The sequence below is a fragment of the Enterobacter cloacae complex sp. IR5450 genome (genome assembly GCF_049238665.1).
Lineage (GTDB): Bacteria > Pseudomonadota > Gammaproteobacteria > Enterobacterales > Enterobacteriaceae > Enterobacter > Enterobacter hormaechei_C.
The window spans coordinates 37470-57506 of record NZ_JBMKIC010000030.1 but is presented as its reverse complement, the minus strand read 5'-3'; the positions used below and the strand labels follow the sequence as shown (position 1 = coordinate 57506).

22 protein-coding genes and 1 other annotated feature are annotated in these 20037 nt (G+C 53.6%); of the genes, 9 read left to right on the top strand and 13 right to left on the bottom strand.

What is annotated here, in order from left to right; all coding sequences use genetic code 11:
• Positions 1-221: 221 nt before the first annotated feature.
• The 3 genes from clpB to rluD form a co-directional block, all read right to left on the bottom strand.
• Entirely contained in the window at positions 222-2795 is a 2574-nt protein-coding gene (gene clpB, locus ACOTYB_RS19375; RefSeq protein ID WP_003863168.1) for an ATP-dependent chaperone ClpB, read from the bottom strand.
• A 129-nt stretch (positions 2796-2924) separates the two neighbouring features.
• Positions 2925-3656 carry a purine nucleoside phosphorylase YfiH gene (gene yfiH, locus ACOTYB_RS19370; RefSeq protein WP_003863167.1) on the bottom strand — a complete coding sequence of 244 codons (732 nt, stop codon included), beginning with the start codon at positions 3654-3656 and terminating at the stop codon, positions 2925-2927.
• Positions 3653-4633, bottom strand: coding sequence for a 23S rRNA pseudouridine(1911/1915/1917) synthase RluD (gene rluD / locus ACOTYB_RS19365; RefSeq protein ID WP_023314684.1), 981 nt, complete (start codon positions 4631-4633; stop codon positions 3653-3655). Before rluD ends, yfiH begins: the two co-directional genes overlap by 4 nt.
• A 131-nt stretch (positions 4634-4764) precedes the next feature.
• On the opposite strand from rluD, the gene bamD reads away from it, so the two are divergent.
• The 4 genes from bamD (at position 4765) to pheA (ending at position 7532) form a co-directional block, all read left to right on the top strand.
• Positions 4765-5502, top strand: coding sequence for an outer membrane protein assembly factor BamD (gene bamD / locus ACOTYB_RS19360; RefSeq protein ID WP_003863164.1), 738 nt, complete (start codon positions 4765-4767; stop codon positions 5500-5502).
• Positions 5503-5769: 267 nt separating this feature from the next.
• Complete coding sequence (gene raiA, locus ACOTYB_RS19355) at positions 5770-6111, top strand: ribosome-associated translation inhibitor RaiA (RefSeq protein ID WP_003863162.1); 342 nt, start codon at positions 5770-5772, stop codon at positions 6109-6111.
• Between the two features lie 104 nt (positions 6112-6215).
• Positions 6216-6341, top strand: a sequence feature (Phe leader region).
• Complete coding sequence (pheL, locus tag ACOTYB_RS19350; RefSeq protein WP_100229775.1) at positions 6217-6264, top strand: pheA operon leader peptide PheL; 48 nt, start codon at positions 6217-6219, stop codon at positions 6262-6264. (Overlaps the previous feature by 48 nt.)
• A gap of 30 nt (positions 6342-6371) precedes the next feature.
• A complete protein-coding gene (pheA, locus tag ACOTYB_RS19345) occupies positions 6372-7532 on the top strand; it encodes a bifunctional chorismate mutase/prephenate dehydratase (RefSeq protein ID WP_023314685.1) in 1161 nt (386 codons plus the stop codon).
• Here pheA and ACOTYB_RS19340 read toward each other — a convergent pair.
• From ACOTYB_RS19340 to aroF, 3 genes are read right to left on the bottom strand one after another with little or no spacing between them, the layout of a single operon-like run.
• On the bottom strand, positions 7529-8401 hold the full coding sequence (locus tag ACOTYB_RS19340) for an SMP-30/gluconolactonase/LRE family protein (protein ID WP_421765869.1): 873 nt from the start codon (positions 8399-8401) through the stop codon (positions 7529-7531). The two genes, pheA and ACOTYB_RS19340, sit on opposite strands and share 4 nt — an antisense overlap.
• A 60-nt stretch (positions 8402-8461) precedes the next feature.
• Complete coding sequence (tyrA, locus tag ACOTYB_RS19335) at positions 8462-9583, bottom strand: bifunctional chorismate mutase/prephenate dehydrogenase (RefSeq protein ID WP_006811631.1); 1122 nt, start codon at positions 9581-9583, stop codon at positions 8462-8464.
• A 10-nt stretch (positions 9584-9593) separates the two neighbouring features.
• Positions 9594-10664 carry a 3-deoxy-7-phosphoheptulonate synthase AroF gene (gene aroF, locus ACOTYB_RS19330; protein WP_006811632.1) on the bottom strand — a complete coding sequence of 357 codons (1071 nt, stop codon included), beginning with the start codon at positions 10662-10664 and terminating at the stop codon, positions 9594-9596.
• Between the two features lie 212 nt (positions 10665-10876).
• Between aroF and ACOTYB_RS19325 the strand changes: the two genes are divergently transcribed.
• From ACOTYB_RS19325 to ACOTYB_RS19310, 4 genes are all read left to right on the top strand, one after another.
• Positions 10877-11251, top strand: coding sequence for a DUF2799 domain-containing protein (locus tag ACOTYB_RS19325; RefSeq protein WP_045343833.1), 375 nt, complete (start codon positions 10877-10879; stop codon positions 11249-11251).
• A 152-nt stretch (positions 11252-11403) separates the two neighbouring features.
• Entirely contained in the window at positions 11404-11940 is a 537-nt protein-coding gene (locus ACOTYB_RS19320) for a YfiR family protein (RefSeq protein ID WP_045343831.1), read from the top strand.
• Entirely contained in the window at positions 11933-13153 is a 1221-nt protein-coding gene (gene dgcN, locus ACOTYB_RS19315) for a diguanylate cyclase DgcN (RefSeq protein WP_023323614.1), read from the top strand. The genes ACOTYB_RS19320 and dgcN overlap by 8 nt, the downstream gene beginning before the upstream one ends.
• A 12-nt stretch (positions 13154-13165) precedes the next feature.
• On the top strand, positions 13166-13651 hold the full coding sequence (locus tag ACOTYB_RS19310; RefSeq protein WP_220153299.1) for an OmpA family protein: 486 nt from the start codon (positions 13166-13168) through the stop codon (positions 13649-13651).
• 2 nt (positions 13652-13653) lie between these two features.
• On the opposite strand, the gene ACOTYB_RS19305 is transcribed toward ACOTYB_RS19310, so the two are convergent.
• The 7 genes from ACOTYB_RS19305 to ffh form a co-directional block, all read right to left on the bottom strand.
• Positions 13654-15024, bottom strand: coding sequence for a PepSY-associated TM helix domain-containing protein (locus tag ACOTYB_RS19305; protein ID WP_023314689.1), 1371 nt, complete (start codon positions 15022-15024; stop codon positions 13654-13656).
• A 38-nt stretch (positions 15025-15062) separates the two neighbouring features.
• Positions 15063-15467, bottom strand: a complete 405-nt coding sequence (locus tag ACOTYB_RS19300) for a DUF2946 domain-containing protein (RefSeq protein WP_003863141.1) — start codon at positions 15465-15467, stop codon at positions 15063-15065.
• A gap of 132 nt (positions 15468-15599) precedes the next feature.
• Entirely contained in the window at positions 15600-15947 is a 348-nt protein-coding gene (gene rplS, locus ACOTYB_RS19295; RefSeq protein ID WP_002914145.1) for a 50S ribosomal protein L19, read from the bottom strand.
• Between the two features lie 43 nt (positions 15948-15990).
• Complete coding sequence (trmD, locus tag ACOTYB_RS19290) at positions 15991-16758, bottom strand: tRNA (guanosine(37)-N1)-methyltransferase TrmD (protein ID WP_003863138.1); 768 nt, start codon at positions 16756-16758, stop codon at positions 15991-15993.
• A 31-nt stretch (positions 16759-16789) separates the two neighbouring features.
• Positions 16790-17329 carry a ribosome maturation factor RimM gene (gene rimM / locus ACOTYB_RS19285; RefSeq protein ID WP_003863136.1) on the bottom strand — a complete coding sequence of 180 codons (540 nt, stop codon included), beginning with the start codon at positions 17327-17329 and terminating at the stop codon, positions 16790-16792.
• Positions 17330-17344: 15 nt separating this feature from the next.
• Positions 17345-17593: a 30S ribosomal protein S16 gene (gene rpsP, locus ACOTYB_RS19280; RefSeq protein ID WP_003863133.1), complete on the bottom strand. Its 249-nt coding sequence runs from the start codon at positions 17591-17593 to the stop codon at positions 17345-17347.
• Positions 17594-17709: 116 nt separating this feature from the next.
• Complete coding sequence (gene ffh, locus ACOTYB_RS19275; RefSeq protein ID WP_045343829.1) at positions 17710-19071, bottom strand: signal recognition particle protein; 1362 nt, start codon at positions 19069-19071, stop codon at positions 17710-17712.
• A gap of 166 nt (positions 19072-19237) precedes the next feature.
• Between ffh and ACOTYB_RS19270 the strand changes: the two genes are divergently transcribed.
• A complete protein-coding gene (locus ACOTYB_RS19270) occupies positions 19238-20029 on the top strand; it encodes a cytochrome C assembly family protein (protein ID WP_045343837.1) in 792 nt (263 codons plus the stop codon).
• The last annotated feature ends 8 nt before the right edge of the window (positions 20030-20037 follow it).

Below are 20037 nucleotides of genomic sequence, written 5' to 3'. Positions count from 1 at the left end.
AAGCGTTTGTTTTGCTTTTCTCTGCTGACCCGGCGGCTTGCGTGCCGTTGTTCCGTGTCAGTGGAGGCGCATTATAGGGAGTTATTCTGAGGCTGCAAGTGCAAAGTGAAAATTATTTACCGACTGCTCACTTTCCAGGCAAAACACATCTCAGACATTAATTCTTGCCTGGTTTTTAAACAAAAACGAGCCGCAAGCGGCCCGTTTTTGCGTTTTGTGACTTACTGCACTGCCACAATTCGGTCTTCGTTGGCTTCCAGACGGATAACTTTGCCCGGAACCAGCTCCCCAGAGAGGATTTGCTGTGCCAGCGGGTTTTCGATCTGCTGCTGGATAGCACGTTTTAACGGACGCGCGCCATAAACAGGATCGTAACCATTCTCGCTCAGCAGTTTCAGCGCATCATCCGAGATGTGGATTTCATACCCACGCTCTTCCAGACGTTTGTACAGACGCTGCAACTGGATCTGCGCAATCGACGCAATGTGTTTCTCACCCAGCGGATGGAACACGACCACTTCATCAATACGGTTGATGAACTCCGGACGGAAGTTTTGGCTGACCACACCCAGCACCAGATCTTTCATATGGCTGTAATCCAGCTCACCGAAGCGTTCCTGAATCAAATCGGAACCCAGGTTCGAGGTCATGATCACCACCGTGTTACGGAAGTCGACCGTTCTTCCCTGCCCATCCGTCAGACGCCCATCATCCAGCACCTGCAACAGAATGTTAAACACGTCAGGATGTGCCTTTTCTACTTCATCCAGCAGGATGACGGAATAAGGACGACGGCGAACCGCTTCCGTCAGATAACCGCCCTCTTCATAACCGACATATCCCGGAGGCGCACCGACCAGACGCGAGACGGCGTGTTTCTCCATAAACTCGGACATATCGATACGCACCATCGCGTCATCGCTGTCGAACATAAAGTTAGCCAGCGCTTTACACAGCTCAGTTTTACCGACACCGGTTGGCCCCAGGAACAGGAACGAGCCGATTGGACGATTCGGATCGGACAGCCCCGCACGGCTACGACGAATGGCGTTAGATACCGCTTCGACCGCTTCGTTCTGTCCAATGACGCGCTGATGCAGATCCTGCTCCATACGCAGCAGTTTCTCGCGTTCGCTTTCCATCATGCGAGCCACAGGAATACCCGTCCAGCGCGCCAGCACTTCGGCAATCTCGGCATCCGTCACTTTATTACGCAACAGACGCATGGTTTTGCCTTCTGATTGCGTGGCGATCTCGAGTTGTTTTTCCAGCTCAGGGATCTTGCCGTACTGTAGTTCGGACATCCGTGCCAGATCCCCTACGCGACGCGCCTGCTCAATGGCAATTTTAGCCTGCTCCAGCTCCGCCTTGATTGTCTGGGTGCCAGAGAGGGAGGCTTTCTCAGCTTTCCACTCTTCTTCCAGCTCAGAATACTGACGCTCTTTCTCGTCCAGTTCTTCGTTGAGCATATCAAGGCGTTTCTTGCTCGCTTCATCAGACTCTTTGTTCAGCGCCTGCTGTTCCAGCTTGAGCTGGATAATACGGCGATCGAGTCGGTCCAGCTCTTCCGGTTTCGAGTCAATCTGCATACGGATGCTGGACGCCGCTTCATCGATAAGGTCAATGGCTTTATCCGGCAACTGACGGTCGGCAATGTAACGATGCGAAAGCGTCGCCGCCGCAACGATGGCCGGGTCGGTGATCTGCACGTGATGGTGCAGCTCATAACGCTCTTTCAGACCACGCAAAATGGCGATGGTATCTTCTACGCTTGGTTCAGCGACAAACACCTTCTGGAAACGACGCTCCAGCGCGGCATCTTTTTCAATGTACTGACGGTACTCGTCCAGCGTAGTGGCGCCGACGCAGTGAAGTTCACCGCGCGCCAGAGCAGGTTTCAGCATGTTCCCGGCATCCATTGCGCCGTCAGCTTTACCCGCCCCCACCATGGTGTGCAGTTCGTCGATAAACAGGATGACGTTACCTTCCTGCTTCGCCAGATCGTTCAGCACGCCTTTCAGACGCTCTTCAAATTCACCGCGGTATTTCGCCCCGGCCACCAGCGCGCCCATATCCAGCGCCAGTACGCGACGGCCTTTCAGCCCTTCGGGCACTTCGCCATTAACGATACGCTGCGCCAGCCCTTCAACAATGGCGGTTTTACCGACGCCTGGCTCACCAATCAGCACCGGGTTGTTTTTGGTACGACGTTGCAGTACCTGGATTGTCCGGCGGATTTCTTCGTCGCGGCCGATCACCGGGTCAAGTTTGCCCTGCTCGGCACGTTCGGTCAGGTCGACCGTAAATTTCTTCAAAGCCTGACGTTGGTCTTCGGCTCCCTGGTCGTTCACGCTTTCACCTCCGCGCATTTTCTCAATCGCCTGGGTCACATTAGCGGTGGTTGCACCGGCGGATTTCAGCAGGTCGGTTAAGGTACCGCGTGATTCAAGCGCCGCCAGAACAAACAGCTCTGACGAAATAAAGTTGTCCCCACGTTTTTGCGCCAGCTTGTCGCAAAGGTTCAGCACGCGCACCAGATCCTGCGACGGCTGCACGTCGCCGCCGGTACCTTCGACCTGCGGTAAACGGCTCAGCGCCTGATCGATGGCGGTGCGTAACTGGCCGGCATTAATGCCAGCGGACGTTAATAACGGACGTACCGATCCCCCTTCCTGATTCAGCAAGGCGCTCATTAAATGAAGAGGTTCGATAAATTGGTTGTCGTGCCCCAGTGCGAGGGACTGGGCATCGGCGAGAGCAAGCTGGAATTTATTAGTAAGACGATCCAGACGCATAACTCCTCCCATAACAGGTCAAATTTGCTACTGGAGATTAAATGAGGTCATCCCTCAATTATTCAAGGTTAATAACCTGAATTATGTGAAAAGAAAACGGCGCGTACCGGATCGTCTTGATTCTTTAGGTTATATCAGCCAAATGAAACTTGCCATACGGCCTGTCGTCTTGTCGCGGCGATAGGAGAAAAAATCACCCTTTTCGGTGAAGGTACAGCGATCTCCGCCGAAGATTTGGGTCACGCCGACGTTATTCAGGCGCTGGCGGGCAAGCTGGTAAATATCGGCCAGATATTTATCTCCGGAAGCCACAAACGCTTCGACCGCTTGCGGATCTTTTTCCATAAAGGCATCGCGCACTTCGGGCCCGACCTCAAATGCCTGCGGACCAATCGCCGGGCCAAGCCAGGCAATGAGATTTGCAGAATCGTCCTGGAAGCAGGCAACGGTCTCTTCCAGCACGCCTTCGCACAGGCCTCGCCATCCGGCGTGGGCAGCAGCCACTTCAGTTCCTGCCTGATTGCAGAACAACACCGGCAGGCAATCAGCAGTCATCACCGCGCAAACCGTTCCCGGCGTATTGCTGTACGAAGCATCGGCGCGTTTAGACGCATAGGGCTCACCCGTCAGCTTCAGCACCGCTTTACCGTGCACCTGCTCAAGCCAGACCGGTTTTGAAGGAAGGTTTCCCGCAGCAAAGAGGCGTTTACGGTTCTCTTCAACGTGCTCCAGGTTATCGCCACAGTGCGCACCGAGGTTCAAAGACTCCCACGCGCCCTGGCTCACGCCACCGATACGGGTTGAACTACAGGCGGCCACGCCTTCAGGCAGTGGCCACTCCGGGACAATCAGTTTGGTCATAACCAGTCCACGTGATCCTTATGTTCTTCGAAATCTGCGCGCATCGCGTCGATAAGTTCCACCATATCCTGTGGGATCGGCGCATGCCATTCCATCTGAATTCCGGTGATTGGGTGGTAAAGACGCAGCATCGTCGCATGCAGCGCCTGGCGATCGAATTTACGCAGCACGGAGATGAATTCATCCGATGCGCCCTTTGGTGGACGCGGACGACCGCCGTAAACCGGGTCACCCACCAGCGGATGGGTAATATGCGCCATGTGCACGCGGATCTGGTGAGTACGCCCGGTTTCCAGGCGCAGACGCAGGCGGGTATGAATACGGAAATGTTCCATGATGCGGTAATGGGTTACCGCCGGTTTACCCATCGGGTGTACGGACATATGCGTACGCTTGGTTGGGTGACGGCTGATAGGCTCTTCCACCGTGCCGCCAGAGGTCATATGACCAATCGCCACCGCTTCATACTCACGGGTGATTTCGCGCAGTTGCAACGATTCCACCAGGCGAGTCTGGGCGGGAATCGTCTTCGCCACTACCATCAGACCCGTGGTGTCTTTATCCAGACGGTGAACAATACCGGCACGCGGTACGTCGGCAATCGGCGGATAATAATGAAGGAGTGCGTTAAGTACCGTACCGTCAGGATTGCCCGCGCCCGGGTGAACAACAAAGTCGCGCGGCTTGTTGATGACCAGAATGTCGTCATCTTCGTAGACGATATCCAGCGGGATATCCTGCGGCTCGAAGCGGATTTCCTCTTCGATTTCAGCATTGATGGCGACAGCTTCCCCACCAAACACTTTCTCTTTTGGTTTGTCCCAGATCTTGCCGTTTACCAGCACGCGCTGGTCAAGGATCCATTCTTTTATGCGTGAACGCGAATAATCAGGGAACAATTCGGCCAAAGCCTGATCTAAGCGTTGACCGAGCTGATTTTCGGAGACTGTTGCGGTGAGTTCTACTCGTTGTGCCATAAACTGCTTCTTCGTTTAACGTTGGGTTTTACGGCTTTGCCGTTTAATATAGTGTGCTATTGTAGCTGGTCTTAATCGGGAGCAGGAACTGAGTTTCTCCCGGACAAACATTTGAGGAAAGTCAAAACGTCATGACGCGCATGAAATATCTGGTGGCAGCGGCCACGTTGAGCCTGGCTTTGGTGGGCTGCTCCGGTTCGAATGAACAGGTCCCTGACAATCCGCCGAATGAAATCTATGCGACTGCACAACAAAAGTTGCAGGACGGTAACTGGAAACAGGCGATAACGCAACTGGAAGCGTTGGATAATCGCTATCCGTTTGGTCCGTATTCGCAGCAGGTACAGTTAGATCTTATCTACGCCTACTACAAAAATGCCGATCTGCCGCTGGCTCAGGCAACGATCGATCGTTTCATGCGTCTGAACCCTACCCATCCTAACATCGATTACGTGATGTACATGCGCGGCCTGACTAACATGGCGCTGGATGACAGTGCATTGCAGGGCTTCTTCGGGGTGGATCGTTCTGACCGTGACCCGCAACATGCGCGTGATGCTTTCAATGACTTCTCCAAACTGGTGCGTAGCTACCCGAACAGCCAGTACATTACCGATGCCACTAAGCGTCTGGTGTTCCTGAAAGATCGTCTGGCGAAATATGAGTACTCCGTTGCGGAATACTACACCCGCCGTGGCGCATGGGTTGCCGTGGTTAACCGTGTAGAAGGCATGCTGCGTGATTATCCGGATACCCAAGCCACGCGTGATGGCCTGAAGCTGATGGAAAATGCGTATCGCCAGATGCAGATGACGGCTCAGGCTGACAAAGTGGCGAAAATCATCGCCGCGAACAGCAGCAACACCTGATACCGCTACAACGCATAACGGCAGCCCGCGGGCTGCCGTTTTTTTATTCTTTCAGACTTACGCTGAAGCGGTTTAGCTTCAACATATCCATTCAACTATGACCGCAATTGTTGGCTTCGACAAGGTAAATCTCACCTCTTCCTGCCCTGCCTCACAAAAAAGATTCCCTGACAAAAACCGACAAAATAACGTGATATAAATCACACATTTTGACATTGGGTCGGGTATGCTGGAATCACCAAGACGGAAAGACAAGAGGTAAAATTTATGACAATGAACATTACCAGTAAACAAATGGAAATTACTCCGGCAATCCGCCAGCACGTCGCAGACCGTCTCGCCAAACTGGATAAATGGCAAACACATTTGATTAATCCACATATCATCCTGTCCAAGGAGCCGCAGGGTTTCATCGCTGATGCAACTATCAATACTCCAAACGGCCATCTGGTCGCCAGCGCAAAACACGAGGATATGTACACCGCAATTAACGATTTGATCAACAAGCTGGAACGGCAGCTCAATAAAGTGCAACACAAAGGTGAAGCACGTCGCGCCGCAACCTCGGTGAAAGACGCCAGCTTCGCGGAAGAAGTTGAAGAAGAGTAATCCTCTAAAATTGAGTGTACCGACAACGCGCCTTCGGGCGCGTTTTTTATTGACAGGATCAAAACAGTGCAGGTACTTTAACCCTATCATTTTCAGGATGACCTTATGAAACAGACGCCGTTTTTCTTCGCATTCTTTTTTACCTTCCCCTGACCGGGAGGCGTTTCGTCGTGTGATAAAGAATGCGAAGACGAACAACAAGGCCTCCCACACCGGGAGGCCTTTTTTATTGATAACGATAAAATGAGACAGACAACACTATGACACCGGAAAACCCGCTCCTGGATTTACGCGTAAAAATCAGTGCACTCGACGAAAAATTACTGGCCCTGCTGGCCGAACGCCGCGCGCTCGCCATTGAAGTGGGCAAAGCGAAGCTCGAGTCCCATCGGCCGGTGCGCGATATCGATCGCGAACGTGATTTACTGGAACGGTTGATTCAACTCGGCAAAGCGCATCATCTGGATGCGCACTACATCACCCGCCTGTTCCAGCTCATCATTGAAGATTCCGTTCTGACGCAACAGGCCCTGCTCCAGCAGCATCTGAACAAAACCAACCCGCACTCTGCTCGTATCGCTTTCCTCGGCCCGAAAGGCTCCTATTCTCATCTGGCGGCTCGCCAGTACGCAGCCCGCCATTTCGAAGAGTTTATTGAGAGCGGTTGCGCGAAATTTGCAGACATTTTCAACCAGGTCGAAACCGGCCAGGCAGATTACGCCGTGGTGCCTATTGAGAACACCAGTTCCGGCGCCATCAACGATGTTTACGATTTGCTCCAGCACACCAGCCTGTCGTTAGTCGGCGAGTTGACCATCCCTATCGATCACTGTGTGCTGGTCTCTGGCTCAACCGATCTGAGTCAGATCGAAACGGTGTACAGTCACCCGCAGCCGTTCCAGCAGTGCAGCCAGTTCCTGAACCGTTATCCGCACTGGAAAATTGAGTACACCGAAAGCACCTCGGCGGCGATGGAAAAAGTGGCGCAGGCAAACTCTCCTGCCGTCGCGGCTCTCGGTAGCGAAGCGGGCGGCGCGCTGTATGGCTTACAGGTGCTGGAACGCAATCTGGCCAACCAGACGCAGAATATCACCCGTTTCGTGGTTCTGGCCCGCAAGGCCATCAACGTGTCGGACCAGGTCCCGGCGAAAACCACCCTGTTGATGGCGACCGGCCAGCAGGCGGGTGCGCTGGTTGAAGCGCTGCTGGTGCTGCGTAATCACAACCTGATCATGACGAAGCTGGAATCCCGCCCAATACATGGCAACCCGTGGGAAGAGATGTTCTATCTCGACGTTCAGGCCAACCTGGAGTCTGCATCCATGCAGAAAGCCCTGCGCGAACTGGGCGAGATCACACGCTCCATGAAAGTGCTGGGCTGCTATCCGAGCGAAACCGTGGTCCCGGTCGATCCGGCTTAATGTTCGATAAAGCGGCTTTTCTTCATCCCTGCCACATTTACAGGCAGGGTGAAGATGGCACCGGAAAGCGGGTATTTCTCCAGCTCCTCCGCCTCCATATTTTCCCGCGTGGTGGTGATAAACAGCGTTTTCATATCGTCGCCGCCAAAGCAGACCATTGTCGGGCAGCGTACCGGCAGCCGGTGCTCTTCCAGCTGTTCGCCTTGCGGTGAAAACCGTGCGATACGCCAGCCGTCAAACAGTGCGCTCCAGTAGCAGCCTTCCTCATCCATTGCCGCACCGTCGGGAATACCGTCTCCCTCGCTAAACCGGCGAAACTCTTCGCGCTTACCGGGTTCCCCCTGCTCATCAAGCGGCGTACGGTAGATCACACCGTTCGGCGTATCAGAAGTAAACATCCACCGTTTGTCAGGACTAAACACTAAACCGTTATGCCCCTGGATATCGCACTGGATCACTTTCGGCGTCAGGTCGTTGTCGATACGCATCAACATGGCCCCGTTATAATCTCCCGGCCCCCAGAACGTGCCCGCATAAAACCGTCCCTGATGGTCGGTGCCTCCATCGTTAAAACGTGCAAGCTGCGGGTTGGATGGGTTATCGCAAACCTTACGCTGGAGCAGGCCGTGTTTATCGGTCAGCCAGATGGCGTTTCGCATCGCGACGATAAATCCGCCGCGTTCACGCAGGGCAAAACACCCAACTTCTTCATGGAATGAGAGCACCGAGTGTTCCGCGGTGGGCAGATGGTACCGATGGATCTCCCCTTCCAGGATATCCGCCCAGTAGAGCGCCTTCTCTTCTGCACTCCACGTCGGGCATTCAGGCAGATGCCCGGTATAGTTCAACAGCAGCTGCGGTTCAGCCATGACAGTTCCCCAAAATGAAAAAAGCCAGCAATGCTGGCTTTCAGTATATACATCATCAGATTACTGGCGACTGTCATTTGCCTGGCGCAACAGCGTGCGGCTTTCACTCTGGAATCGCGTGGCGTAATCACCGAACCAGTGCTCCACTTTACGGAAACTGTCGATAAACGCTTGTTTATCGCCGTGTTCCAGCAAAGTGATCGCTTCGCCAAAACGCTGATAGTAGCGCTTGATCAGCGCCAGGTTATTTTCAGACGACATGATGATGTCGGCGTAAAGCTGTGGATCCTGGGCAAACAGTCGCCCGACCATCGCCAGCTCCAGACGATAGATTGGCGAGGAAAGCGCCAGCAATTGTTCAAGCTGAACGTTCTCTTCCGCCAGGTGCAGACCATAGGCGAAGGTTGCAAAGTGGCGCAGCGCCTGAATAAACGCCATGTTCTGGTCATGCTCAACCGCACTGATACGGTGCAAACGTGCCCCCCAGACCTGAATCTGTTCCAGGAACCACTGATACGCTTCCGGCTGACGACCGTCGCAGTAAACCACTACCTGCTTCGCCAGGCTGCCGCTGTCCGGGCCAAACATCGGGTGTAACCCAAGCACGGGCCCGGTGTGCGCCGCCAGCATTGCCTGTAGAGGACCATTTTTAACGGACGCCAGATCCACCAGAATGCAATCTTCCGGCAGCGGAGGAAGTTTCGCGATAATCTGCTCCGTCACATGAATCGGTACGCTGACGATAACCATTCCGGCGTCTTTCATCAGCTCCGGCGCGTGCGACCAGTCCTCTTTCTCCAGAATACGCACCTGATAGCCAGAAAGCGTCAGCATTTTCTCAAACAGACGCCCCATCTGCCCGCCACCACCCACGATAACCACCGGGCGCAGTGACGGACAGAGGGTTTTGAAGCCCTTGTCGTTTTCGCTGGAATAGGACTCCCGCATCACGCGACGCAGGACGTCCTCAATCAAATCAGGTGAAACGCCCAGGGCCTGTGCCTCTTTACGGCGGGAGGCGAGCATAGAGGCCTCACGCTCCGGAACGTAAATTGGCAGGCCGTATTTGCTTTTAACTTCGCCGACCTCAGCAACCAGTGCCATGCGGCGCGCCAGCAGGTCCAGCAACGCCTTATCCACTTCATCAATTTGATCGCGTAATGCGGTCAATTCAGCAACCATAACTATCCTCTTATGCCAGACGCGTCGCCAGCTGGCCGTTCAAATCTTTGTGGATCTCACGCAGTAGCGCATCAGTGGTTTCCCAGCTGATGCAGGCATCCGTGACGGAGACGCCGGGCTTCATCGCGCTACGCGGCTGTTCCGATGACTGATTGCCTTCATGAATATTACTTTCAATCATCAGGCCGATAATTGAACGGTTACCATCTTTAATCTGTGCAATCACAGATTCTGCAACCGCAGGCTGGCGACGGTAATCTTTATTCGAATTACCATGACTGCAATCTACCATCAGCGCCGGACGCAGTCCCGCCTGTTCCATCTCTTTTTCACACTGCGCAACATCCGCCGGGCTGTAGTTTGGCGCTTTACCGCCGCGCAGGATCACATGCCCGTCCGGGTTGCCCTGCGTTTGCAGCAGGCATACCTGGCCCGCCTGGTTGATCCCGACAAAACGATGGGGCATAGCGGCGGCGCGCATGGCGTTAATCGCCGTAGCCAGGCTGCCGTCGGTACCGTTTTTAAAACCAACCGGCATAGACAGGCCAGACGCCATCTCGCGGTGGGTTTGCGACTCGGTGGTGCGCGCCCCAATCGCAGACCAGCTAAACAGATCGCCGAGGTACTGCGGGCTGTTAGGATCCAGCGCTTCGGTTGCCAGCGGCAGCCCCATGCTGACCAGCTCCACCAGCAGGCGACGCGCAATCTTCAGGCCCGCTTCCACATCAAACGAGCCATCCATGTGCGGATCGTTAATCAACCCTTTCCAGCCAACCGTAGTACGTGGCTTTTCAAAATAGACGCGCATCACCAGATAGAGGCTATCGCTGACCTCCTCCGCTAATGCTTTAAATCGACGAGCGTACTCAATGGCGGTTTCAGGATCGTGAATGGAGCAAGGACCACATACCACCAGCAGACGCGGATCGCGGCCTGCGATAATGTCAGAAATGGTCTGGCGCGAGTGCTCAATCTGAGCTTCCTGCGCGACGCTCAGCGGGAATTCCGCCTTCAGTTGATCCGGGGTGATTAACACCTGTTCGTCAGTGATATGTACGTTGTTCAGCGCGTCTTTTTGCATGATTGCGATCCTGTCAAACTCGTTTGCGATAGTGGTTTTCCTCGAAGAGGTGACACAACGATATCACATCAAGTAAAGATTTCAATCCAAAATACGTACACATTACTTTACAGAAGCTTTTTAATTGCAAAATTAATGGCCTGAAACCGTAAATTTAAAATTACACGCGAACGCTTATAAGCCAGGCTATGCTCACAAAAAGGAGAATAGCCATGCGTTCAATTACTCTCATGTTGTTGTCGCTGATTTTGTCGGGTTGCCAGATCAATCCTTATACTTTTCAGCCTGGCTGGGCCAGCCCGGACTGGTTCACTGCCGGTAAAGAAGACGCTATGAATGGTGTTCCGGTTAAAGATAACCAGGCTCTGGCCGATAGTTTTAATGACCCTCAGGTTGATCGAGGGGAATATCTTCGTGGCTACGCTGACGGACAGAAAAAAATATGCGAAGAGGGCTTTATTCACGCCTGGGGATTAGCGGGAAAATCATTTCCTGCCAGCTGCGATACAACTGAAAATGCAGTAAAACTGCATGAATCCTGGCAACAAGGATTGGATGAAAGTATGCGTTCCAGCAGGCTTAATTGAGCCTGCCTTAATTCCTCTGAATATAGCTCACTGTAGATTTAGCTTAGGTCAAAACAGGGATATTTCTGACATAATGACGGCTTTGATAAACAATGGTATTCTGCCGACAATTCTTAAGGACATCTATTTCCGGGGCGGTTTGGCGGATTCTGATGAGAAATGCAATCTTGATCGCTTTGCTCCGACTCCCCCTGGCGCTAATGCTGTTCATTTTAGTGGCCCCGGCAAAGGCAGGCTCGTTCACTGAAACGGATAAATCAGTACGTTTGATTGTTTCTGGTATCGTGAGCTACACCCGATGGCCAGCACTGTCTGGCCAGCCTAAGCTCTGTATTTATGCCTCTTCCCATTACAGACAGGCGCTCAGCAGTGAAGATGAACACAACCCGTTGCCCTATAGTCCTGTCATTGTGCATAGCGATCGGGAAGCACTCACTGCAAGGTGCGATGCCCTCTATTTCGGGAGCGAGTCGCCAGCAAAACAACAGGAAATAATAAATCAATATCAGGGCCAGGCGTTGCTATTAATGTCAGAACAAAATCCTGAATGCGTTATTGGCAGCGCATTTTGTCTGATAATAGAGCACAACCAGGTCAGGTTTTCCGTAAATCTGGATGCGCTGGCGCGCAGTGGCGTAAGAGTCAATCCGGATGTATTAATGCTCGCACGGAATAAGAAGCATGAATAAGGAAGTCGTACCAACACCGCGTCCGACGTTTAAAAGAACGTTGCGGCGAATCAGCATGATAAGCGTCATTATAACGATGACGTTTATATGGTTGCTGCTGTGTTTCGCTTCCGTGGTGACATTAAAGCAATACGCGCAAAAAAACCTCGAACTTACCGGCGCCACCATGAGCCACAGCCTTGAAGCCTCTCTGGTGTTCAACGATGCCATGGCAGCAAATGAAACGCTGGCGACCCTCGGCAAGCAGGGGCAGTTTGCCGTGGCGGAAGTGCTTAATGCACATCATAAACGGTTTGCCTGGTGGTCGTGGAACCCGGCGGATAATACCGACACGCTGGGCGCGCTGGTCAACCGGTGGCTGTTCCCTGTTCCTGTCGCACAGCCCATCATACATAACGGCAATGTGATTGGCGAAATTCGTCTGACCGCACGCGACAGCCTGATTAGCCACTTTATCTGGCTCTCGTTTGCAGTCCTCACCGGGTGCATTCTTTTTGCTTCTGCCGTCGCATTGACCATCACCCGCTCGCTACATCATGGCATGGTTGTTGAAATGCAAAACATCACTGACGTTGTGCATGACGTTCGCACCAACCGCAACTTTTCTCGCCGGGTAACGGAAGGCCGCATTGAAGAGTTCCACCAGTTTGGAGAAGACTTCAACAGCCTGCTGGATGAAATGGAAGAGTGGCAGCTCAAACTACAGGCGAAAAACGCTCAACTGTTGCGTACCGCCATGCACGATCCGCTCACGGGGCTTGCAAACCGCGCCGCGTTTCGCAACAACATTGCAGCATTAATGAATGACGCTTCGGCAAAAACCAATTCCGCCCTGCTATTTCTGGACGGTGATAACTTCAAGTTTATCAATGACACCTGGGGTCATGCCGCGGGTGACTGCGTTCTGATCGAAGCCGCAAAAAGGATGGTCGAATTTGGCGAAAAACGTCATCAGTCTTACCGTCTTGGCGGCGACGAATTTGCCATGATTCTTTACGGTGTCCACACCGCGCGTGAGGTCGAATATATTTGCGCTGCGCTGTCGCAGCAATTTATCCGTCCGTTTGATCTGCATAACGGGCACACAGCATCAATGTCACTCAGCATTGGCTTTGCTCTGGCGTGGGAAAATGCCTCCGTTGAGGCCTTACTGGAGCAAGCCGATCGCAATATGTATCTGGTCAAAAACCAGCGTTCGAAAACAATATCCTGAAAGGAAGACGATATGTTACAGCGATATTTTGCGCCGTTGTTACTGGCATCACTGGCAATGTCCGGATGCCAGTCATCCCCTGAAGGGAAATTCACGCCAGAGCAAATCGCGGCCATGAAATCCTATGGCTTTAACGAACTGAATGGCGACTGGTCTCTGGGCCTGTCAGATAAGATCCTGTTTGATAAAAATGACGCCAGGCTGCGCCCGGAAAGTGAAACGCAGATCCAGACTATGGCCTCACGCCTGGCGGCAACCGGCCTGAACCACGCCCGGATGGATGGCCATACGGATAACTATGGCGAAGAGAGCTACAACGAAGCGCTTTCGTTAAAACGTGCCAATGTTGTGGCGGATGCCTGGGCGAAGGGCGCGAACATCCCGCGCAGCAACCTCACCACGCGGGGCTTAGGCAAAAAATACCCTGTCAGCAGCAACCGCACTGCACAGGGGCGCGCTGAAAACCGCCGGGTTGCGGTAGTCATCAGCACGCCTTAAGGCTATTTAACGGATGTTCCGGCGAGCGACACGCCTGAAACCGCTCGCCAGCGCAGCCAGTCAATCACAATAAAGACCACCAGACTGACGCCCATTACCGGCAACGCCAGCCCCAGCAGGAGGCTTATCAGGAACGTCACTCCCCTTCCCCACAGCGGCAATGCCAGCCAGCTTTGACAGAGCGTCTGTACCGGGTTCGCGGCTGACGTTGCAGGGCGACGCATCCACCACATCCGGTATCCCCAGATAATCAACACGCACAGCGCAACGCCAAACGCGATGAGCAGCAGCTGATTTGCCAGACCAAACAGGATCCCCATATGGAAATCCACGCCCCAGCGGGTGAGTTTAGCCATCAGCGGGAAATCCCCGAAGCGAGTGCTGTCCAGCACCTTCAGTGAGTGGGGATCCACGGCAACGGCATCAACCTGCGTCGGCCAGCGGCGATCGATTTCCGTCACCGTCCAGGCCTGGTCGTCCCTGCTTGCCGGGCGGATCTCAACCTTTTTCGCATCAATTCCTGACTGGCGGGCGGCCTGCAATACGCTGTCAAAAAGCGACAGTTCAACAGGCATTTCAGGCATCGTCATTCCCCCGTGATGACCACGATGTTCGGCGTGTTCATCCCTCATTTCCGGCGCACCGGAAAGGGTGGTATTTACCTGCGGCGTCAGCCAGTTCATCTCTGCACGCAGCTTATCGACGTTGCCACCGGCCCATTGTGACCAGGTTAACCCGGTGACTGAGAACAGCAGCATTCCCGTCAGTAACGTCCAGCCTAAGATCACATGCAGGCGACGACGATTCTGGAAACGATTGTTAATACGGCGCTTCGGTCGGGTGTAGAACCACAGCGCGATCCCGCCCAGGGCAGCAACCCACATCCACGAGGCGGCTAACTCGCTATAGAGGCGCCCGATGTTGCCCAGCATCAGCGAGGTATGCAGATAATCGATAGTCTGACGCAGCGGTAAAATCCCGCTGGTGCCGTACACAGTCATATCCCCTCGAACCTCAAGGCTGGCGGGATCAATAAAAATAGCCCGATGCTCGGAGGGACCCAGCGCCGGGTCGGCAAACATCACGCGGGTCGTTTCACCCTCTTCCAGCCCCGGACGAACAGCATGTAAACGCAGCGCTGAACCCACGGCCTTTTCTGCCACGGCAATTTGTTCAGCAAGAGGCTGCGCCTCACCAACGGCATCCGTGTGGAGTGCATAATGGTACAGCGCATTTTCAAGCTGCGGCGTGGCGACATACAGCGTACCGGTCAGCGCTGCGAAGAAGATAAACGGACCGACAAACAGCCCGATATAGAAATGGAGGCGACGCAGCAGGTTTCCCCATGCCGCGCGCGGAGTGCAGGTAGTCATACTTTTCCTATTTAAGGCAAAAAGTGAGTGATTTTGTTTTAAAGGGAGAAAGCAGACCGACGCGGCGGCGCGCGGGTATCAGGGTAAAGCCAGGGGAAAAAGTGCCAGTGGCTGACCGCCTGACGAGGCGGCTTCACGCGCAGCCGCTGCAACACCACGCTGAGCAGAACGATAAGCGCCAGCATCACGCCCGGAACATGCGCTAACAGCACGCAGTAGCCGCATGCTTCAGCATGGTCAACTGGCATAGAATGCGTCATATCACCATGATGCTCGTCCACCGACATCATGCTCATGTCGTGGTGCATGCCCGGCATGGCGCTCATGGGATCTTTTTGCAGCGAGACGGAGATCAGCGGCGCCACGACGATCAGCAGGATCGCAAACAGCGCGGTCAATGCCGCTGCGCGTTTCCAGCTATGCTGATGCAGTACGTTATCCACTTACCCTCCACCCAAGAGGCGAACATTGTAAATGATTTATGACGGAAGGGTTAACGCGAGAGGTGCGATGGGATAAAAAAAGGGCCAGCCTTTCGGCCAGCCCTTTCTAACAGGATGTCGCTTAAGCGAATCTTAGTTCAGACGCTCTTTAATACGAGCAGACTTACCAGTACGCTCACGCAGGTAGTACAGTTTAGCTTTACGTACAGCACCACGACGTTTAACAGCAATGCTGTCAACTACCGGAGAGTGAGTCTGGAAGACACGCTCAACGCCTTCGCCGTTGGAAATTTTACGAACAGTGAATGCAGAGTGCAGACCGCGGTTACGAATAGCGATAACCACGCCCTCGAATGCCTGCAGACGTTTTTTGGAACCTTCAACAACCCATACTTTCACTTCCACGGTGTCACCTGGACGGAAGGAAGGTACGTCCTGCTTCATCTGCTCTTGTTCAAGTTGCTTAATAATGTTGCTCATAATTTAATCTCTTATCCTGGGTAAACTGATATTCGGGAGCGTATTACGCTTTCCCATCATGTTCATGCTGCTGGTGCGCGTGTTCAGTTTTGAACTCGGCCAGCAACTTTGCTTGCTCTTCAGTCAGAGCCAGGTTTTCCAGAAGTTCAGGTCTTCTAAGCCAGGTTCGGCCCAGCGACTGCTTCAAACGCCAGCGACGTATCTCGGCATGGTTTCCAGACAGTAACACTGCCGGGACTTCCATCCCTTCTAACACTTCAGGACGAGTATAGTGTGGACAGTCCAGCAACCCATCGGCAAAGGAATCTTCCGTTGCCGAAGCTTCATGGCCCAGAACCCCCGGAATAAACCGGGCGACGGAGTCAATCAGCGTCATTGCCGGTAACTCACCACCGCTGAGAACGTAATCGCCGATAGACCATTCTTCGTCAATCTCGGTTTGAATTACGCGCTCATCTATTCCTTCGTAGCGACCACAGACCAGAATCAGTTTTTGATTCGTCGCCAGTTCGCTCACGCCCGCTTGATCAAGCTTGCGTCCCTGAGGTGACAGATAAATCACCTTCGCGCCTTCACCTGCCGCGGCTTTTGCTGTGTGAATGGCGTCCCGTAAGGGTTGCACCATCATCAACATCCCCGGTCCGCCGCCGTAAGGACGATCGTCCACGGTACGGTGCCGGTCGTGCGTGAAGTCACGAGGACTCCAGCTCTGGATGCTCAGCAGGCCATTCTTTACTGCCCGGCCAGTTACCCCGTAATCGGTAATCGCGCGGAACATTTCAGGAAACAGGCTAATTATGCCAATCCACATAGCGCCGTCTTTTACCGTTTATCCGGAGAATTTAAAAACCAGGATCCCAATCTACTTCAATGGTTTGAGTAGTGAGATCGACTTTCTTGATAACCTGTCCATCGAGGAACGGAACCAACCGCTCCTTGATGCCAAATGCATCTTTCAGGTTTGCCTTAATGACGAGAACGTCATTTGACCCGGTTTCCATCATGTCGATGACTTTCCCCAGGCTGTAGCCTTCAGTGGTCACTACCTGGCAACCCATAAGGTCTTTCCAGTAGTAGTCACCCTCTTCCAGCTGCGGCAACTGCGACGAATCCACGACAATCTCACAATTAGTCAGCGCATTCGCGGCATCACGATCGTCAATGCCTTTCAGCTTGATGATGATGTCCTGATTGTGGTGACGCCAGCTTTCCAGCTCGACCTCTTCCCACTTACCGGCTTTCTGGATAAACCAGGGCTGGTAATCAAAAATGCTATCAGCGTCTTCAGTGGAGGAAAACACTCTGAGCCAACCACGGATACCGTAGCAAGAACCCATTTTTCCCAATACGATCGGTTCAACAGGTGCTTTATTGCTCATCATGACCACCGTGACAGATTAAGCTGCTTTGTTTGCTGCTTTGATCAGCGTAGCAACGCGATCGGAAACAGTAGCGCCCTGGCCAACCCAGTGAGCGATACGATCCAGATCCAGACGGGTTTCTTCTTCTGCGCCAGCGGCCAGTGGGTTGAAGAAACCAACGCGCTCGATGAAGCGACCGTTGCGTGCATTACGGCTGTCAGTCACAACAACCTGGTAGAACGGACGCTTTTTAGCGCCGTGACGTGCTAAACGAATAGTTACCATAACATCCTCTTGTGTGAATAAAACAACCGGGCCCCATCGAGGAACGGAGCCCGGGTGTCATATTAAAAGCCCGAAAATTTTACTCATTTTCGGGCAAAAAGCAATCTCAAAAGCGATTATCGCCCAGGAAAACCGGGCGGCATCATGCCTTTCATGCCGCGCATCATCTTCGCCATGCCGCCTTTCTTCATTTTCTTCATCATGCGCTGCATGTCGTCGAACTGTTTCAGAAGGCGGTTTACGTCCTGCACCTGCATGCCGCAACCGGCAGCGATACGGCGTTTACGGGAACCTTTGATGATTTCTGGCTTCGCGCGCTCTTTCAGCGTCATCGAGTTGATGATGGCCTCCATACGCACCAGCACTTTGTCATCCATCTGGGATTTGACGTTGTCCGGGATCTGGCCCATGCCTGGCAGTTTGCCCATCAGGCTTGCCATGCCGCCCATGTTTTTCATCTGACGCAGCTGCTCAAGGAAGTCGGTCAGATCGAAACCGTCACCTTTTTTCAGCTTGCTGGCGAGTTTTTCCGCCTGGGCGCGGTCAACCTTGCTTTCAATATCTTCGATCAGCGACAGCACGTCGCCCATGCCGAGGATACGGGAGGCAATACGATCCGGATGGAACGGCTCCAGCGCTTCGGTTTTCTCGCCCACGCCGAGGAACTTAATTGGCTTACCGGTAATATGACGAATAGACAGCGCCGCACCGCCGCGGGCATCGCCGTCGACTTTGGTCAGCACCACGCCGGTTAACGGCAGGGCTTCGTTAAACGCTTTTGCGGTGTTTGCCGCATCCTGACCGGTCATGGCGTCAACAACAAACAGGGTCTCTACTGGATTGATAGAGGCATGAACCTGCTTGATTTCGTCCATCATCGCTTCGTCAACGTGCAGTCGACCGGCGGTATCCACCAGCAGCACGTCGTAGAATTTCAGCTTCGCCTCTTTCAGCGCCGCGTTAACGATGTCGACAGGCTTCTGGGCCACGTCGGACGGGAAGAAGTCCACGCCAACCTGCTCGGCCAGCGTTTCCAGCTGTTTGATCGCCGCCGGGCGATACACGTCCGCCGACACCATCAGCACCTTTTTCTTGTGCTTTTCGCGCAGGAATTTCCCCAGCTTACCGACGCTGGTGGTTTTACCCGCACCTTGCAGACCCGCCATCAGCACGACGGCTGGCGGCTGAGCCGCCAGGTTAAGCACCTGGTTCTCTTCGCCCATCGCCGAAACCAGCTCGTTACGGACGATTTTGACGAACTCCTGACCCGGAGTCAGGCTCTTGTTCACTTCATGGCCAACCGCTTTCTCTTTCACGCGGTTGATAAAGTCACGCACGACCGGCAACGCGACGTCTGCTTCCAGCAGCGCCATGCGCACTTCGCGCAGCGTTTCCTTGATGTTCTCTTCGGTGAGGCGTCCACGGCCGCTGATGTTGCGCAGCGTGCGCGACAAACGATCGGTTAAATTATCAAACATTGTCTCTCGCCTGGGGTAGAAACGTTAGGTCGCCTGGGCGACACATACACAGAATTTTGCCGGAGTATAACATGAAGGCGCCTTTGTTGTTATGCAACGGTTGGAGCAGGCGTCACGTAACGTTATACTGCTTCTCTTTCTTATTAAGACAACTGTCGACGCCTATATGCCTGTTTTCGCACTGATCGCCCTTGTTGCCTACTCTGTCAGCCTCGCGCTGATCATTCCTGGCCTGCTGCAAAAAAACAGCGGCTGGCGGCGCATGGCTATTCTTTCGGCGGTGATCGCACTGATTAGCCACGCCTTTGCGCTGGAATCACGCATTCTCCCCGGCGACGGCAGCGTGCAAAATCTGAGCGTACTGAACGTCGGCTCGCTGGTCAGCCTGATGATCTGTACGGTCATGACCATTGTCGCGTCTAAAAACCGTGGCTGGCTGCTGCTGCCGATAGTCTACGCCTTTGCGCTGATCAATCTGGCGTTAGCCACGTTCATGCCCAATGAGTTTATTACTCACCTGGAAGCCACGCCGGGGATGCTGGTGCATATCGGCCTGTCGCTATTTGCCTACGCGACGCTGATCATCGCCGCCCTTTACGCCATGCAGCTCGCCTGGATTGACTACCAGCTGAAAAATAAAAAGCTGGCGTTTAACCACGAAATGCCGCCGCTGATGGTGATTGAGCGTAAGATGTTCCACATCACCCAGGTCGGCGTGGTTCTGCTGACGCTCACGCTCTGCACCGGGCTGTTTTACATGAAGAACCTGTTCAGCGTGGAGAATATCGATAAAGCGGTGCTCTCCATCATCGCGTGGTTTGTCTATATTGTCCTGTTATGGGGCCATTATCATGAAGGCTGGCGCGGTCGCCGCGTGGTCTGGTTCAACGTTGCGGGTGCGGGCATTCTCACGCTTGCCTATTTTGGTAGCCGCTTCATACAGCAATTTGCTGGCTAAGTAACAAA